At 46.0% G+C, this 17,807-nt stretch carries 15 protein-coding genes, 1 other RNA gene and 1 pseudogene; 3 read left to right on the top strand and 14 right to left on the bottom strand.

Going from position 1 to position 17,807, the window contains the following annotated elements; translation table 11 throughout:
- The first annotated feature begins 160 nt into the window (after positions 1 to 160).
- Positions 161 to 2,041: a S8 family peptidase gene (locus G7035_RS17115; RefSeq protein WP_017428146.1), complete on the top strand. Its 1,881-nt coding sequence runs from the start codon at positions 161 to 163 to the stop codon at positions 2,039 to 2,041.
- A 53-nt stretch (positions 2,042 to 2,094) separates the two neighbouring features.
- Here G7035_RS17115 and G7035_RS17110 read toward each other — a convergent pair whose 3' ends face one another.
- Both G7035_RS17110 and pdxR read right to left on the bottom strand, forming a co-directional pair.
- The gene (locus tag G7035_RS17110) at positions 2,095 to 2,325 is read right to left on the bottom strand and encodes a hypothetical protein (protein ID WP_013372124.1); all 231 of its coding nucleotides are present in this window, start codon (positions 2,323 to 2,325) and stop codon (positions 2,095 to 2,097) included.
- Between the two features lie 88 nt (positions 2,326 to 2,413).
- On the bottom strand, positions 2,414 to 3,889 hold the full coding sequence (gene pdxR, locus G7035_RS17105) for a MocR-like pyridoxine biosynthesis transcription factor PdxR (RefSeq protein WP_019688044.1): 1,476 nt from the start codon (positions 3,887 to 3,889) through the stop codon (positions 2,414 to 2,416).
- A 116-nt stretch (positions 3,890 to 4,005) separates the two neighbouring features.
- Here pdxR and G7035_RS17100 point away from each other — a divergent pair, with 116 nt between their 5' ends.
- On the top strand, positions 4,006 to 5,226 hold the full coding sequence (locus G7035_RS17100) for an aminotransferase-like domain-containing protein (RefSeq protein WP_019688045.1): 1,221 nt from the start codon (positions 4,006 to 4,008) through the stop codon (positions 5,224 to 5,226).
- 276 nt (positions 5,227 to 5,502) lie between these two features.
- Here G7035_RS17100 and rnpB read toward each other — a convergent pair.
- The 12 genes and pseudogenes from rnpB to G7035_RS17040 all read right to left on the bottom strand — a co-directional run bounded on the left by rnpB (position 5,503) and on the right by G7035_RS17040 (position 17,315).
- Positions 5,503 to 5,901, bottom strand: an RNA gene (rnpB, locus tag G7035_RS17095) — RNase P RNA component class A.
- 79 nt (positions 5,902 to 5,980) lie between these two features.
- Positions 5,981 to 6,547, bottom strand: coding sequence for a flavin reductase family protein (locus G7035_RS17090; RefSeq protein ID WP_019688046.1), 567 nt, complete (start codon positions 6,545 to 6,547; stop codon positions 5,981 to 5,983).
- A gap of 61 nt (positions 6,548 to 6,608) precedes the next feature.
- Complete coding sequence (locus G7035_RS17085; protein WP_019688047.1) at positions 6,609 to 7,724, bottom strand: Nif3-like dinuclear metal center hexameric protein; 1,116 nt, start codon at positions 7,722 to 7,724, stop codon at positions 6,609 to 6,611.
- Positions 7,700 to 8,461 (bottom strand): tRNA (adenine(22)-N(1))-methyltransferase, encoded by a 762-nt coding sequence (locus tag G7035_RS17080; protein ID WP_013372130.1) that lies wholly within the window; start codon positions 8,459 to 8,461, stop codon positions 7,700 to 7,702. The genes G7035_RS17085 and G7035_RS17080 overlap by 25 nt, the downstream gene beginning before the upstream one ends.
- A complete protein-coding gene (locus G7035_RS17075) occupies positions 8,458 to 9,297 on the bottom strand; it encodes a hypothetical protein (protein ID WP_019688048.1) in 840 nt (279 codons plus the stop codon). Before G7035_RS17075 ends, G7035_RS17080 begins: the two co-directional genes overlap by 4 nt.
- A gap of 87 nt (positions 9,298 to 9,384) precedes the next feature.
- The gene (gene rpoD, locus G7035_RS17070) at positions 9,385 to 10,518 is read right to left on the bottom strand and encodes an RNA polymerase sigma factor RpoD (protein WP_007431230.1); all 1,134 of its coding nucleotides are present in this window, start codon (positions 10,516 to 10,518) and stop codon (positions 9,385 to 9,387) included.
- 42 nt (positions 10,519 to 10,560) lie between these two features.
- The gene (gene dnaG / locus G7035_RS17065) at positions 10,561 to 12,435 is read right to left on the bottom strand and encodes a DNA primase (protein WP_019688049.1); all 1,875 of its coding nucleotides are present in this window, start codon (positions 12,433 to 12,435) and stop codon (positions 10,561 to 10,563) included.
- Entirely contained in the window at positions 12,428 to 12,904 is a 477-nt protein-coding gene (locus G7035_RS17060; protein ID WP_017428153.1) for a YaiI/YqxD family protein, read from the bottom strand. The genes dnaG and G7035_RS17060 overlap by 8 nt, the downstream gene beginning before the upstream one ends.
- A 122-nt stretch (positions 12,905 to 13,026) precedes the next feature.
- On the bottom strand, positions 13,027 to 15,102 hold the full coding sequence (glyS, locus tag G7035_RS17055; RefSeq protein WP_017428154.1) for a glycine--tRNA ligase subunit beta: 2,076 nt from the start codon (positions 15,100 to 15,102) through the stop codon (positions 13,027 to 13,029).
- The gene (glyQ, locus tag G7035_RS17050) at positions 15,095 to 15,982 is read right to left on the bottom strand and encodes a glycine--tRNA ligase subunit alpha (protein ID WP_016821582.1); all 888 of its coding nucleotides are present in this window, start codon (positions 15,980 to 15,982) and stop codon (positions 15,095 to 15,097) included. The genes glyS and glyQ overlap by 8 nt, the downstream gene beginning before the upstream one ends.
- Positions 15,983 to 16,383: 401 nt before the next feature.
- Positions 16,384 to 17,135: pseudogene (gene recO, locus G7035_RS17045) on the bottom strand (DNA repair protein RecO).
- Positions 17,136 to 17,177: 42 nt separating this feature from the next.
- Positions 17,178 to 17,315 carry a YqzL family protein gene (locus G7035_RS17040; protein ID WP_013372137.1) on the bottom strand — a complete coding sequence of 46 codons (138 nt, stop codon included), beginning with the start codon at positions 17,313 to 17,315 and terminating at the stop codon, positions 17,178 to 17,180.
- 75 nt (positions 17,316 to 17,390) lie between these two features.
- Here G7035_RS17040 and G7035_RS17035 point away from each other — a divergent pair, with 75 nt between their 5' ends.
- Positions 17,391 to 17,684, top strand: coding sequence for a hypothetical protein (locus tag G7035_RS17035; RefSeq protein WP_128574152.1), 294 nt, complete (start codon positions 17,391 to 17,393; stop codon positions 17,682 to 17,684).
- Positions 17,685 to 17,807: the final 123 nt, after the last annotated feature.

The raw sequence follows: 17,807 nt of genomic DNA, 5'->3' as shown, positions 1-17,807 counted from the left end.
TTGTTCATCAATTTGGTTACCCGAAAATAGTCCCTTCTAACCGAAAGAGCTGTAATTTTCAGTATTTATCCTACCACAAATAAGCATTGAAAGGTATAAAAACATGCCAACCTCCTCACGCTAAACCATAAATTTATGAATACTTAAGGAGGACGGTTTCATGTCTCGGCGAAAATGGTTAAAACCCCTGCTTGGAGCAGCTGCCGGGGTGCTTCTGATCACACTGATGCTGCCTTCACGCGATCACCGCCACACACCACAGCCCGAATATACGACCAAGATGGTACCACAGCAGGAGAAGCAGCTTAAAAAAGGAATGTTGGCTTTGGACCTGTCCGCTACAGATACCCTCACACGGATGGACGCAAGACAGGATATTCAATACGTAATGCGGGAGCTGAATGGTAAAACTGCCGATCAGAAAAGACAGTTCACCCACACATTGCAACAATCACACAGTCATCTTCATACGCTCCAGTGGATTCACATTAGGGACGGAAAGACTAACACCTATACAGGTAGCAAAGCACAGACAAGTCTGCTAAGCCATCCTCAAATTCAAAGCAGCTTGGCTGCAGCTCGTCGTTCCGTCACGCAAAATAAATCCTATGAATCGGCTGCTTTTCAGGTTGAAGGCGGTAAATATTTCGTCATGGCTGAACCATCGGCTGACGGAACATGCGGTGTTGCTGCTCTAGTCAGTCAGCAAGTATTGCGTGATGTGGAGAAGCATCAGCGCAAAAATTTGCGTTTAATTCCCTATCCAAAAGAAGGTAGCTACAAAATCGAATCCGTACATCCCGACACATTGCACGATATCACTGTCAAAACGGGACACGACAACGAAAATGCAAGCCATTATTTTGAAAACGAAATTGTCGTTCGCTTCCGTCACAATCCTGATTCACGACAACTGCAGGAAATTGCAGCAGACTTACACTGTGAGCCAGGTCGCAAGCTTGGTTATACTTATGTATTTCATTCGGATAAGATGAACTTTAAAGAGCTAAAGCAATACTTTTCACGAAAGTGGAATCCACTTTATGCTGAGCCTCACTATATGTATCTGACTAATGAGAAAGCACCTATCAAAGCGGACAGCTCTATTCCTAATGATCTGCTTTTTTCTCGCTATCAATGGAACCTGCCTGCTACCGAAACCAACAGAGGTTGGAAACTAAGCAAAGGCAGCAAGGATGTAATTGTCGCGGTTGTAGATACGGGAGTGGATTTGGATCATCCTGATCTAAAAGGTCAAATTCTTTCAGGGCATAACGTGGTCAACCCGTCTGAAAAGCCTTATGATGACGTCGGTCACGGAACGCATGTCGCTGGCATCATTTCTGCGCTCGTAAATAACGGTGAGGGAGTCGCCGGTATGACGTGGTACAACAAGGTCATGCCGATCAAGGTACTTGACCAATCTGGCTCCGGTACGACTTACTCGGTTGCAGAAGGTATTATATGGGCAGCTGATCACGGGGCCAAGGTCATCAATTTGAGTCTCGGCAACTATGCACAAGCTTCATTTTTGCATGATGCAATCAAATACGCTTATGACAAAGATGTTGTATTAGTTGCAGCCACAGGCAATGATAATACGGAGCGACCTGGTTATCCAGCAGCATACCCTGAAGTATTTGCCGTTTCTGCTACAGATTCTTCTATGCACCGCGCATCCTTTTCTAACTACGGCGATTACGTGGACGTCATGGCTCCAGGTGCAAGTATTGCCAGTACGTATCCAGGGAATCAATATGCTGCGCTGTCGGGTACTTCAATGGCCAGTCCACATGTATCAGCGCTAGCTGCCCTGATTCGATCCATTAACCCTGATCTAACCAATAAAGAGGTAATGGATTTAATGAGAGACAGCGTAATTGATTTGGGCACACCAGGACATGACAAATATTTTGGGTATGGTCAAATCGACGTGTATAAAGCATTGAAAGCAGCACAACGTCCGTATGTTCCCCTGCAATTCTATCCACAGCATTTCAGTGACAAGTTAAAATCCCTATTGAGGAAACTGGAAGCCTAGGATACCCCAGAAAAAGCAGCCATGTTGCTCCATGGCTGCCTTTTTAGGCTTTCTTAACGCTTAGAACTGGTACGGACAGGCCGCTTTCCATGACTGCGAGTATGACAGCATGGGTCACCAGGATCCTTGACAACCACCGGAAATACGTGGTGGGGCACAGGTATAACATGCGCCTGATTGATAATTTCAATCGGATGAACAACAGGCACCACCTGTGGGTAAAATTGATGATTTACAAATTGGATCGGCGGGCACACAACCGGGTCGTAATGGCAATGACTCATAATGTGCAACTCCTTTCGGTGAATTAGTACAGCATATTAAGAAGGCGTATGCTGTGCTTGGATGTTTACCCCCTAATACATTTATCCCTTATAAAATAGGCTTTCGTTCCACAATGACCGAATGATCAAGAATTTCGCCTAACAAAGTACATAACTTGCGCAGACCTGATTTAAGTGTTTCCTTGTCCGCATACGAAAAAGAAATACGGATATGATTACTATCCATACCACCTGCATAGCACACCGCACCAGGCAAAAAGGAAATGCCTTCACGGTCAGCTACCCGCTCCAATTCTGGAATATCCACCATAGAGGGAAGTTTAATCCATAGATTGAGACCACCTTCAGGAGCATACCAGGCAACCTCTGGCGGAGCATAGCGCTGGAGCGTATTCAATGCGACAGTTAGACGATCACGAATTTGTTCTCGCAATGAAACAAAATGCTGATCAAGTCGATTTCTGATAAAGGGTAGCAGTGCTTTTTGCGTTAATAGAGGGCTTCCCAAATCCGTAGTTGACTTGGCAGCCACTAAACGATCCATTACGCTCCCAGTTGCCGCTACACAAGCTATACGGCAACCGGGAGCAACAGTTTTACTGAAGCTTTTGATATAGACAACATGCCCGGATTGATCATGCGCCTTGATAGAAAGCGGTGGTTTTGCTTTGTAATACAGGTCGGAAAATGGATCATCCTCAACAATGAGACAGTGATAACTTTGAGCCAGATCCAGTAATTGCGTGCGTCTGGCCACCGTCAAAGTTACGCCAGTAGGATTGTGGAAGGTAGGTATCGTATAGATCAATTTTGGGGGATGGGTATCACAGAGACGTGTCAAAATATCAATCCGCATCCCCTGCTCGTCCATCGGAATCATAATTACTTTGGCACCACGACTAGTGAACACATCAATGGCCCCAGTATAGGTAGGAGCTTCCATGTAGACCACATCTCCCGGGCCAACAAACGTACGCGCCACTAGGTCAATCCCCTGTTGAGCTCCGCTGGTCACAAGCAGTTGCTCTGCCACTGTAGGTATACCACGTTCACTCAAGTGGTCTGCAAACACTTCTCTTAGTTCTAAATCACCTTCAAAAGTCCCATATGCAGCCATTACATCGGAATTTTCAGAGGATAAACGTTGAGTATCTGCTATGATTTCGCGCGTGGGAAGAAGCTCCGGTTGTATTGCGGCTATATGAAAAGAATAGGTAGCCTTTCGGCTGTGGTTAAAGTTTCTCCATAATTGTGCGCGCGGCAAATAATCGATGAGCGACATCTGCCAAGACAAATCCTGCGCCCCCTCACGATAAATCGGGACTGAAGCTTCCGCCACATAGCAACCTTTTCCCTGTGTGCACGTAACCAAATTCATGGACTCTAGCTCGGCATACGCCTTGCTTACAGTTACAGGACTCACCGCAAGCAGACTGGACAGATGACGGATAGAGGGAAGCTTCGTACCCTGAGGTAGTAGCCCTGACTGAATGCGATCCGCTAATGTTTTGGTAATCTGTAAATATAATTTGACACTGCTGTTGCGGCTGAGATCAATATGCATCGGAACCCTTCCCTCCAAAAATCAACTGTTACATTTAGACGTTTACTGTTATACTTCATTATCGATATAATACAACAAATTTCTTAGCACAGTATAGAACACAGGAGATGATTGGATTGGAATACAAATTTTCGGGTATGGCTCGTACTCAGGGCTCGTCCATGGTAAGGGACATTTTGAAGCTGACACAGGGAACAGATGTATTATCTCTCGCAGGTGGCCTTCCGGCCGATGCCTTCTTTCCCGTCGAAGCGGTTGCTAAAGCCTATGAGCGGGTATTCCGCCTCGGCGGTACTACCGCACTTCAATACGGCCTAACCGAGGGATACATTCCTCTACGGGAACGTCTGGCAGCAATCATGTCATCCCAAGGCATCTCCGTCACCAGAGATAACATCCTCATGACAACAGGCTCGCAGCAGACCATTGATCTAGTTTCACGTGTGTTGCTTGATCCGCAGGATACTGTATTGGTGGAGTCCCCTACTTATTTGGCTGCTCTCCAGGTATTCAATTCCTATGGCGCTAACATTGTAAGTGTAAATACAGACGCTAACGGTATGCAATTAGATGATCTTGAGGCCAAAATCAAACTGCATCAGCCAAAATTTGTGTATGTCATCCCTACCTTCTCCAACCCAGCAGGAAGTGTATGGAGTATGGAACGCAGAACAGGCGTTGTTGAGCTATGCCGTAAATACGGAACTTTAATTTTTGAAGACGATCCTTACGGGCGACTCAAATTTGATGAGAACCTTAACTTCCCATCCCTATTTTCTATTGATCAACAGCTAGGTGGCGACGGTCATGTAATGTACACTTCTACATTCTCTAAAACTGTCGCTCCAGGTGTTCGCTCTGGATGGTTGGTGGCCGATCAAGCGATCGTCGTTAAGACCGCGAATGCCAAACAATCTGCTGATTTGCACTCCAGCAGTATTGACCAGCGTGCTTTGAATGAACTGTTGGACTTCTTTGATTTGGAGGGACATATACGTACCGTGTCCGCTGAGTATCACACTCGTATGCTGCGTCTTACATCGTTAATGAAAGAACGCCAATGGGAAGGAATCACTTGGAATGATGCACTTGGTGGCATGTTTATGTGGGTTACCTTACCTGAAGGCTTCCGTTCTGAGCAGTTGCTGCAACTCGCGATTCAGGAAGGAGTCGCATTTGTGCCTGGACAAGTTTTCTATGCTGACCTGAGCGGCAGCAACCATATGCGAATCAACTTCACGCATACCGATCCAAGCCTGCTTCCAAAAGCAGTTGACCGATTGGATCGGGCGTTGAAGATGTATATGGAGGAAAATGTAGTAAGAAACGCGCGTTAATAGAGTGCTGATTGCAAGTCTCATCCTCGCACGTTTATACGACACAGGATTTGTAAGTCAAAAAAACAGAATGAAGCCTCCAGTGCTATGCTGGGGGCTTCATTCTATAAATGTACGGATTTTGCGCAATCCGGCTGTACATTAAAAAGGGTGCTTCATCATTCCCACAGGAATATGACGCACCCTTTTTAATGCAACAAATACATTTGGATTAAAGATTTCTCATGCAAACAGGTCATTAATAAAATAGATTCATACATTTTAAGGTGTTGCAGTGGGGAAAGTTTTCCGTAAGCCGGGTTCTGTGCTATTCGTGGTACAGACGGGAACTACCCTCCCACTAAAAGCGACAATCATCTATCTAGGCCGAACATTGCTATCCAGCTCCAGCGACCAACCTAGACACGCCTCGGGCTAAGGCTGCTTCGCGAAGAAGCTGTGTCCCTTTAGGTCTTGCTCCAGATGGGGTTTACCAGGAACGAAGTCACCAGCGTTCCTCGGGGTCTCTTACACCTCGGTTCCATCCTTGCCTGTGCCGCAAGCGGCCATCGGCGGTCCATTTCTGTGGCACTATCCTTCAACTCGCGCTGACTGGACGTTATCCAGCATCCTGCCCTATGGAGCCCGGACTTTCCTCTCGTGGCTTACGCCACCAGCGATTGTCTGTCAAACTTTCCGAACAACATTACATAGTATACAGGGAACGCGTGAATGATACAACCCTGAAAATATTGTAAATTATAGAGATCTCTTTTTACTTGCTCAAATAAAACGGATGTACCTTTCTCTGTAATGAATCATCTGCCACGTAGTAAGCAGACCTTCCCACGTATAACGGAATTGAAAGCTTACTAAAATCAGGAACGTCCTCATCGAGAAATAGTTCATCATCCCGGTAGGTCTGCTGTATTTCACCGACGATCCAATCATGATCTCCATAGGTATGAATATCCACGACTTTACACTCATAAGCGAGATACGCTTCCAGCAATATAGGCACATCCACTGAAATTCCGTCCTCATATGCAATCCCAAACTGCTGAAATTTATCTACATTTTTACCACTAAAGGTACCTGCAGCCTGAATCCATTCCGATCTGTGCGCAGGCAAAAACTGAACACCAAAGCCTCCACTTTTCTTAATCAGTCCGTAAGAATACGTTTCCTTCCTCAATGAAATGCCATACATGCCCGGTGATGATCCGATATATGTATGCCAGCCTGAGGCCATGACATTATTTACTCCCTCATAGCGGGAAGTAACAACTGCAACCATCCCTGGATAGGCATGAATCACAGAATCGGCTATCAACTTTCGCATACAACCTCTCCCTACGAAAAAATGTAATAGTTCACCTTTATCATCTCATAGATGGAAGTTTTTACAAAAATTGAAAAGGCTCAGTGTCCACTTCAGATACGTATACTTCCGTTGAGTATCGACCTTCTGCCAAGCGTCTGCGCATCCAATCTGCGGTTTTAGGCTTCATAATCTTTTCTGCGTTATGTCCAGGGTCAATAATAGCAATGCCTGCCATCAGGGCATCGTGAGCCGTGTGATAGTCGATATCCCCCGTCACTAATACGTCAGCGCCTTTAAAAAGCGACTTATTCACATAGCGGCTGCCAGAGCCTCCAAGCACGGCTGCTTTTTTGATCATACGGTCCAAGTCACCCACCACACGTACATGCTCAACGTTGAGACCTTTTTTCACAACATCTACAAACTCCCGTAACGTGCGGGCTTCCTTGAGCTTGCCCACTCGTCCCAAACCAAAGGTACGACCTTTCAAATCCATAGGGTACAGGTCATAAGCCACCTCTTCATAAGGATGAGCCTTCAGCATCGCTTGGACAACTTTATTGCGTACACCCTGCGGTACAATGGTCTCAATACGAACTTCTTCACTACGTTCCATTTTACCTGGCTCACCCAAAAACGGCTGTGTGCCTTCACCCGGTACAAAAGTTCCATAACCATCAATGTTAAAGCTGCAATGGCTGTAGTTGCCGATATGTCCAGCTCCCGCATTCAGTACGGCATCCAGTACACGTTGATGATGTGTTTTGGGTACGAAAACGACAAGCTTGAATAATTGCTCGGTGTGAACATCCTCCAGCGTACCTTCACTTTGAATCCCCAGTGCTTCTGCCATCCAATCATTCATGCCGTCCTCAGCCGTATCCAGATTCGTATGACTGATGTAGACAGCAATATCATTCTTGATCAGCTTTTCATACAATCTGCCTGCAGGCTGGTCCGTGTTCAAAGCTTTTAGTGGGCGGAATATAATCGCATGATGCGCAATAATGAGATCAGCTTTTATGCGGATTGCTTCTTCAACAACCTCATCATTAACATCCAGGGCTACTAATATACTTTTGATTTCCTTTTGCAGACTACCCAGTTGAAGCCCAATTCTATCGTCTGGAACTGCCAAGTATTTCGGAGCCAATTGCTCCATGTAGCTAATTACTGTCTGTCCTTTGGCAAACATGCAAGTACCTCCTCCAGCTGTTCAATTTGCTTGCGCAATTGCTCCTGCTTATGCTGCGCAGATTCCTGATCTGACCGAGCCACTTGTGCCCGCACATCCTGAAGCTTGCGAATCTCCAATTGCCATTTCGAAAAAAAGATTTCATTTGGTGCTTTGACCAATAACGGTCCGAGTTGTATCAGCAAATCCTCTGTCAGTACCAGCGAACTACCAGAAAGTTCCCATGGCCGATACAGGTCATCCTGTTTCAGTGAACTTTCCGAAGCAGGTACTGCCGTCAGAACTTCATATATTTTACCATCTTCTTCCATGATATGTTCATTTGTTAATACCCATTGATGCTTGATTAGCCAGCGCCGTAAAATATCCTCGCCCACGTTGGGCTGTAAAACAAGCTGTTTCACTGAAACAAGCTTGTCTTTCCCTTGCTCCAAAATAGAAGCGATCAAGGCTCCGCCCATACCCGCTATCGTAATAACATCTACCTCATTGGCCTTGATTACAGCCAAGCCGTCCCCTTTTCTAACCGCAATGCGATCTGTGAGACCTGCTTCAGCCACCTGCTTTTGAGCCGCACGCAATGGTCCATCGTTGACCTCACCCGCTACAGCTTGCGATACTCTGCCGGAGCGCACTGCAGCCACAGGGAGTAGTCCGTGATCCGAGCCAATATCAGCCAGTCTGCTACCGGCAGGAATTTGTTCCAAAATATATTGTAATCGCTGAGAAAGTTTCATGACGTCACCCACGTAATCCATTTTTTTCGAGTCCAAAATAAAATTCCTACAACAAAAGCCAACTTCAATATGCTAAAAAAAATCACTTCCCCTGCTGCTTGATGGCGCAGGACGATCGTGTCTGCTTCCGCCATAAACACTAGGGTCAAGCCTATAGCAAAATAAACCAACGCGAAACGTGGAAAGCGGCGATGTACCCACCAGCTTAACCCAATCAACAATACTGCGTGTAAAATCCAAAATACCTCAAGCATCGCTAAAGTAGCTGTAGGCCAATAGCGGCCTATAAGGACCGCATACACTAAAAGCAGCCCAGCAAGACCACAGTAATGAAGCAAGCTGATGCGCAAAGTTAATCCCACAAGACACCATATCAAACCGCATAGACCCACCAGCACTAAAAACCAAACCTTAGCTTCACCTTGGTGAAGCTGAATGATCCAGACACCTGAACCCAGCATAATTGCACTGCCTAAAGTGCTCAACATTGCACTCATACTCTTTTCGGAAGACCGCCAAACCGCGGCCATCCCATAGCAAATCGCAGTAACTGCACTTGCCGAGCATATTTGCATTGCCAACGGAAAAGCGGTAAAATAAAAACCGATCAAACAAATGCAGGAAATAATGACAAAACCAAGAAGCCAGGCGATCCCATGCCCATGTCGAAGATATGTAAGCAGCCCGGTGTTGTTACGGTTCTGGCTTTGTGCCGGATTTTCATCTTCCCGATACAGGTTGGACAGAAAATCGCAATATTGCTCAGGGAGCAGCCGACTTTGCCGCCAATGCTCAATTTCATGTAACAGTATTGTCCGTTTTTTCTCCTGGTCCAAGCTTCTTCCCCTCCACCAAGGCTGCCATGAGATAAAAAAAGACCTTCTGCGCGCTTCAAGCCGCAGAAGGTCCGCAATGTTACGCTTCTATTCGAGGAAATCCTTCAGTCGCTTACTGCGGCTTGGATGGCGCAACTTACGCAGCGCTTTGGCCTCAATCTGACGAATACGTTCACGTGTAACACCGAACACTTTACCCACTTCTTCAAGAGTTCTGGTTCTTCCGTCGTCCAAACCAAAACGGAGACGCAAAACATTCTCTTCCCGTTCGGTCAACGTATCCAGTACATCCTCGAGTTGTTCCTTCAGAAGCTCATAGGCAGCTGCATCTGCAGGCGCCAATGCTTCCTGATCCTCAATGAAATCCCCTAGATGTGAGTCATCCTCTTCACCAATTGGTGTTTCCAATGAAACCGGTTCTTGGGCAATTTTCATAATTTCCCGTACTTTTTCCACGCTTAGCTCCATCTCGGCAGCCACTTCTTCCGGCGTAGGTTCACGCCCCAGCTCTTGCAACAGTTGACGCGATACGCGAATCAGCTTGTTGATCGTTTCCACCATATGCACTGGAATACGGATCGTTCTCGCCTGATCGGCAATTGCGCGCGTAATCGCCTGACGAATCCACCAGGTTGCGTACGTACTGAATTTAAAGCCTTTTTCGTAATCAAATTTTTCTACTGCCTTAATCAAACCCATATTACCTTCTTGAATTAGATCCAGGAAAAGCATGCCGCGACCAACATAACGTTTGGCAATACTTACAACCAGACGCAAGTTTGCTTCAGCCAACCGACGCTTAGCTTCTTCATCGCCGTTATTGATCCGTTTGGCAAGCTCCACCTCATCATCTGCAGAAAGCAGCGGTACACGACCAATTTCCTTCAAGTACATCCGGACCGGGTCATTAATTTTAATACCGGGAGGCAGGCTCAGATCGTCATCGAAATTAAAATCATCCCCGTCATTGTTTTCCGGGTCGTCATTTTGACGCAATCTGGTAACTTCTTCGTCGTTATCATTCACAACCTCAATCCCCAAGTCACCCAGCTGCTCATAAAACTCATCCATTTGCTCGGGGTCCTGATCAAACGGCGACAGTTTTTCCATGATATCTTTGTAGTTCAGAGAGGAACTTTTTTTACCCAACTCAATCAGTTGATCTTTAACCTGATCCAGTGTTAATTCCGTCTCCAGTTCAGTATGCTGATCATTCGCCATCTTTCGACTCCCTCCTCCTAGAAACATCCGACCTCTGTGTGTTCATTGTCTCTCTAGGGCTATAATCTCGCTTGCAATTTGTGCTGCACGCAAAAAATCACCTGAGCGCTCAGCGGTTCTCATTTCTTCCCTCTTCAAATCCAGTTGCTCCTGCAATGGAAATTTTCGCACTTGACGAATATAATCATCCAAAATGTGCGGTGCCCATACGCCTGGAGCATCCATCATCATGATCGAACTTACGTTCTTCTCCAGTCGGTCGTCTTGCAAAGATGAAATAAAACGGCTTGTATCCGGTAACTTCCCTTGCGCGTAATAGGCATATAGATAAGCAGCAATTGCTGCATGATCCTCAATATTAAAGGCGTCCCCCAGATGCTTTTCTACATACTCTGCAGCTTCTAAATCCTGCATCATCCAGTGAAGCAGCCTGCGTTCAGCCACATGGTAAGCCGGCAACAGATTGGGCGTAGAGACCTGCCCTTTTTTATGCCTACCATTATTCCACCCATTTTCGTTATTATCCCCAAAGTTCTGTTTTTTTTGCAGGGATTGACGGAGTAAATTGCATTCTTGCTTTAAGGTTTCAAAATCCACCTTGACTTCGGCAGATACTTCGCGCAGATACACTTCCCGCTCAGTCGGGGATGACAGAGGTGCAATGACATTTAATGCTTCGCGGGAATACGCAATTCTTCCTTCTTCCTCTTGCAGTATATGGTTTTTTTTCAGATATATAAGCTTAAATTTCACCGTTGAAACAGCACTTTCGATAATTTGGCGCTGGAAACGTTCAGCGCCGTATTGCCGGATAAAATCATCCGGGTCCATACCATCGCTGACCAACGCTACTTTTACGTGAAGTCCCGCATTTTCCAACAGCGGAAAATTTTTAAGCGCTGCCGCTTGTCCTGCCCGGTCACCATCATAACAAATAATAACCTCGTCGCACAGTCCCTTTAACATCGTAGCATGATGCTCCGTTAGAGCAGTCCCCATGGCGGCCACTCCATTTTGTACGCCAGCTTCCCATGCCGAGATCACATCGCCATAACCTTCAAAAAGAACACTTTGACGAAGCTTGCGAATTGAGGTTTTAGCATGATGGAGATTGTACAGCGTTCGGCTTTTGTTAAATAGCTTGGTCTCCGGTGAGTTCAAATACTTCGGCTGCCCCTCGCCAAGTATACGGCCCGCAAAGGCAATAACTTTTCCGTTTCGATTCCAAATAGGAAACATGATACGATCTCTGAATCGATCTACATATCCGTCACCCTCATGTCGGGGAGAAATAAGCCCTCCCTTCTCCATCTCGACAGGATCAAAAGAACGCTTCTCTAGAAACTGAACGATCGTATCCCATCGGTTGGGTGCATAGCCAATTTGGAATTGGTCAATGATCTTGTCACTGAATCCCCGTGAACGCAAATATTCCATGGCTGGTTTGCCGTGCTCCGTATTTTTAAGCAAAAAATGGTACATCTTAGATGTTAGTTCATACGCTTGCAACAGCCTGTCCAACTCAGGATGCTGATGCGATGAATCACGTCCCTGCCATTCGCCGAGCGGAATATGACTTTCTTCTGCCATTGTCCTGACAGCTTCGGGAAAGGATAGTCCTTCGATTTCCATCATGAACTTGATGGCATTGCCTCCCGCGCCGCAGCCGTAGCAGTAAAAAATCTGACGATCCGGTGTCACGGTGAATGAAGGGGTTTTTTCGGAATGAAAAGGACAGAGGCCTTTCATATATTTCCCCTGTTTGGTCAAATGCACGTACTTGCTTACCGTATCTACAATATCATGATGTTGTAAAACTGACTCAATGATATCGTCCGGTATGTTACCTTGTCCGGCACTCATATTAACCACCTTCATCTCTTTAGCACGTAAATATAATTCGATACCGTTATTCATTCTCCTGCAAGCGAAGTAAAAGTTTTGTCAGTTTATGTTGAAAAACTTCACGATCCTCTAATGTAAACGGTTTAGGACCTTTTCCATAACGTCCTTTTTTCCGTTCTTTGGCAGAAGTGTGGCGTCGGTCCAGCATGAAGTCTATCGAATCGTTTCGATACATCGTTCCGCGAAAAGACATCACTTCACACCCTTTTGCCAAGGCAAGTGCAGCAAGACCATAGTCGTTGGTTGTTACAATATCTCCGCGGCGGATATGATTGGCAATATAGAGATCGGCACTCTGGTCGCTTCGGTCTACTTTAACAACGCTTACGCCCTTGCTGCCCTGAATGAGATGATCATATGAAGATACCATAATAACGTCAATATGAAAACGGGAAGCTGTCTCTGCTATTTCACTTTTAACCGGACAAGCGTCCCCGTCAACAACGATCCGTATATCCGGGAAATTTCCGGACCCTCCCATGAACATCCCCCATCTCGCATCCGCATTCGAGTAAAATACGGAACGGCTGCAAGATCACTCTTACACCGTTCCGTATATTTATACCCATTTTTTCAAGTTGTTCATACTACCACAACCGACGTTTAAACTACAAGCTTGGAAAAATCAGCAAAACGCTTCAATTCTGAGTCAATAGCAGCCAGCAATGCCAAACGATTATTACGTACAGCATCATCCTCAGCCATAACCATAACGGAATCAAAGAACGCCGTCACCGCAGGAGTAATGGATGAAGCAAGCGTCAATGCTTGTGTCGCATCACCTTCCTGTAAAGCTGTACAATAAGACTCATAGGCGCCATACCATGCTTCATATAGGTTTTTCTCGCCCTGTTCCGTAAATTCACCCGTATTCACTGACTTATGAACTGCTTTAGCAGCCAAATTACCTACGCGATTAAAAGACTCGACTGTTGCCTTGAAGGCATCCCCTGTTTGTACAGCAGTCATTAACGCAGCTCCGCGGTTAACAACGGAAGCAACATCGTCATATCCAGCTGAAAGCACAGCATCCACAACGTCATAACGAAGTGTCTCGGACAATAGTTTCTTCACGCGTAATCCGAAAAACTCATGTAATTCTTTACGTATTTCATCTGCGGAACGTTTCATATTTCCAAAGTTGCTGTGCACATCAAGCGCGATATTGAACACATCAGACAACGTAGCCGAAAGCTTACGATCTAACAGGATCTGCACGATACCCGCTGCCTGGCGACGAAGTGCGTAAGGGTCCTGTGAACCTGTCGGAATAATACCGATGGAGAAGCAGCCTGTAATGGTATCTATCTTGTCTGCGATACTTACAATCGCTCCAGCGTTCGTTGAAGGAACCGTTTCACCTGCGAATCGCGGCTGGTAATGCTCAAACACCGCTCTTGCCACTTCTTCCTTCTCTCCAGCCTTACGAGCATAATCTTCGCCCATAACCCCTTGCAGTTCCGGAAATTCATAGACCATTTGTGTTACAAGGTCAAATTTACAAATATCTGCTGCTCGGCTAACCGATTCCTGTGTATCTTGGGAAACGCGTAGCTTCTCTGCCAGAGCATCGGCAATGCGGCGAATTCGGCGCACTTTGTCTCCAACCGTTCCCAGCTCTTCGTGGAAAACGATGCTTTCCAGCTTGGAGAGTGCATCCTTAATTTCCAGCTTCTGATCTTCTTCATAGAAGAATTTGGCATCAGACAGCCGCGCACGCAATACTTTTTCGTTTCCTTTTGCAATGACTTCCAGCGATTGACTGCCACCATTACGTACCGTAACAAAGTATGGCAGCAGCTTTCCTGTGCGATCCAGCACTGGGAAATAGCGTTGATGTTCACGCATGGAAGTAATCAATACATCCTTCGGAATGTTCAGGAACGCAGGGTCAAAGCCTCCGAACAGCACTGTTGGAGTTTCCACCAGATACAGCACTTCTTCCAGCAAATCGTCCTTGACCGCAATCGTCCAGTCTTTTTCGGCTGCAAGTGCTTCAATCTGCTTCACAATAAGCGATTGACGTTCCTCAATGTCCACAATGACATGCTGCTTGCGAAGTACTTCGACATAGTCAGCTGGACTTTCTACAACGGCCTCCTGTCCAAGGAAACGATGTCCTCTTGTCACATTCCCTGACTGTACGCCAGCAATCTCCAAATTAACAATATCGCTACCAAACAAGGCTACCAACCAGCGGATTGGACGAACAAATTTAAAGTCATAACTCGCCCAGCGCATAAATTTAGGGAATGTCATGGCATGTAAAATGTGTAGTAAACCTTCAGACAGCACATCTGCCGTCGGTACACCTATGCTGCTCTTGGTCGCGTAAATATATTCCACGCCTCCAAGCTCTTTGAACGTGAACTGTTCAGGATCAACACCTTGGCTACGGGCAAAGCCTAGAGCAGCCTTACTCCAGTTACCGGCTTCATCAAGTGCGATTTTGCGGGAAGGTCCTTTAACTTCTTCGTTAATATCTTCTTGCTTCTCTGCCACTTCCTTAACAAGTACTGCCAAACGACGAGGTGTAGCATAAGCCTCTACAGCACTGTAAGCAATACGCGAGCTGTCGAGCCACGCTGTCATACGTTCCTTCAACTGCTGAATCGCATTCGGGATAAACCGTGCAGGCACTTCTTCCAGCCCGATTTCAAACAATAAATCCTTAGACATTTGCCGCACCTCCTTTCTTCAACAGCGGGAAGCCCAGCTTCTCGCGCTCCTCTAGATAGGTCGCAGCGACCTGACGCGCCAAATTGCGTACTCGTATAATAAAGCCAGTCCGTTCCGTTACACTGATTGCTCCGCGAGCGTCCAGCAAGTTGAACGTGTGAGAACATTTCAGCACATAATCATAGGCTGGGAATACAAGATGCTGCGCCATCGCTTTATTCGCCTCTTCTTCATACATATTAAAAAGAGTAAATAGCATTTTGACATCAGATACTTCAAACGTATACTTGGAATGTTCGAATTCTGGTTGATGGAAAACATCACCGTACGAGATTCCATTGACCCATTCCAAATCGAACACATTTTCCTTGTCCTGGATGTAGGAAGCAAGACGCTCCATACCGTAGGTAATTTCAACCGCAACCGGACTGGCATCAATACCACCCACTTGCTGGAAGTAGGTGAATTGGGTAATTTCCATACCGTCCAGCCATACTTCCCAACCTAACCCCCAGGCTCCCAGCGTCGGTGCTTCCCAGTTGTCTTCCACGAAACGAATATCATGCTCCAGTGGGTTAATCCCCAAACGGTTCAAACTCTCCAAATACAATTCCTGAATATTATCAGGTGAAGGCTTTAAAACCACTTGAAACTGATGATGCTGATACAGGCGGTTCGGGTTCTCACCATAACGTCCGTCAGACGGACGGCGAGAAGGCTCAACGTAAGCTACGTTCCACGGCTCAGGTCCAATTGAACGTAAATACGTCATCGGGTTCATCGTACCTGCCCCTTTTTCCGTATCATAAGGCTGTACAATAATACAGTTGTGTTCAGACCAAAATTGTTGCAGCGTTAAAATCATCTGCTGAAAATTCATGGGCACACGCTTCCTTTCCAATTCCCTAAAATGTTGGTGATTTCTAAACATTAAGCTCATATGTACAGGGCTAATTTATCCATAAGCCTTGCTAGAGACAGCAAAAAGCCCCGCCTCTACGCCTGTACAGACGTAGGGACGAGAGCTGACTCCCGCGGTTCCACCCTACTTGATTGCGATCCTACATCACCAGTCAGATCGTAATCCTCTTTTCCGTGTCCATTCAGACGCTCCCGAGTGCCATGTTCACGAACAATTCCCGCTGGGCTTACACCGTCCCCAACTCGCTAACTACAGAGAATACGTATCGTTACTTTCTCGTTCAATGCATCTGCTCCCAAAGGAGATATATAGTAGGATATTACACTTTTTCAGGGATACAGTCAAGAGAACGCCGTATTTCACATATCGTACTTATCAAGCTGATCCAGGAAATTACGGGATTTCAGCTTAACCTCCAACTGCATATCCATGAACTGACGCATGACATGTTTGATCTCCAGCTTGGTGGAGTCCTTCACGTCGATATTGCCGAGTCGATTTAAATCCATTTGAGCGAACAAGCGCAGCAACTTCAACGTACGTGGAGCAACACTCAACGCAGCTGGATCAAAATGCTTGTAGCCCCGACACAAAACCCACCTAACCTCGGACTGATAAACATATCTTCATCAGCACATTGTTGACCGCTTGAAATACAAGCATCAAGCTGAGGTGCATATCCGGCCGCCTGCAATATTTTAAATTCATAAATACTCATGACGATCAGCGGATCCTTGCCACTCTCCAATGCCTCCAAACAGGCTTTAAGCTGCTTAAACCAAAATGCACCTGTTTCCTCATCCTGTAATACCCGATCAAGCAGTTCACAAGCATAGGAAGCGTAAGCAGCCTTTGTAATATCCTCGCGCAGTGTATGGTGGGATTGGATAATTTCACCGGCATTCAGTGTGCCTAAGCCTGTGTTACGAAAAAAAACAAATTCACCGTACGTAAACGGCTGCGTTAAAGCAGCATGACGGCTTTTGGATTTTTTCGCGCCTCTGACCAGCACACCTACTTTGCCTCCGCTTTCGGTGCAAAGCGTAATAATTTTGTTCCCCTCACCGTAATCCATGCTGCGGATGACGATTCCTTCCATCCTGTAAAGCATGCTTCTTCCCCCAAACATTCGCGAAGAAGCCAGTGGTTCGCTCTATTCACGGGCTTCTTCATGCTCGTCCGACTCTCCTTCATCCGTGTCTTGCTCCCTTGTCACGGCGCTCTCCCTGTATAACAGATACGCACCGACATCTCCAGTCATCGCAAAATACTTCCACGAAAAATCTCGCATTCGTATTCATCCTTTCTTCGGAAATGACGTCTGCATCTCAAAAATAGGATGATGCGAAGAGGGAAGTAGTATGCGATGAAATTAATGGATTACGTTGAAAAAGGCTACTGTGTACGGTCTGGACACCGCTTCGCGAATGATTTGATCTTACGATCGCTGTTACCCCTGAATTTATTTTATCCAATGAGAAAAGGAGTAAATTCAGGGGTAAAGGCGAACGCTGACGCTTCTTCAGATTCAAATTCTTCGCTCCGCTACAACGTGCATACAGTTACAATAACTCTTTTAAAAAGCACTCCTTATTTCATCGCTGGAAGAAAGGGTAAGAGCAAGAAGTTAAGCGCCGCTTATGCGCGGCGCTTGGGATGATTAGAAGACTGATACTTATCTCCGTCGTAGAGATCGGTACGGCTTTTTTATGATACTTACAACAACTATACATATTATTTAACATCAATCTTAGCCTCAATAGACCTTTGATGACCAAAGTGA

The sequence above is a fragment of the Paenibacillus polymyxa genome, assembly GCF_015710975.1.
Lineage (GTDB): Bacteria > Bacillota > Bacilli > Paenibacillales > Paenibacillaceae > Paenibacillus > Paenibacillus polymyxa.
This window is presented reverse-complemented; position numbering and strand designations above follow the sequence as displayed.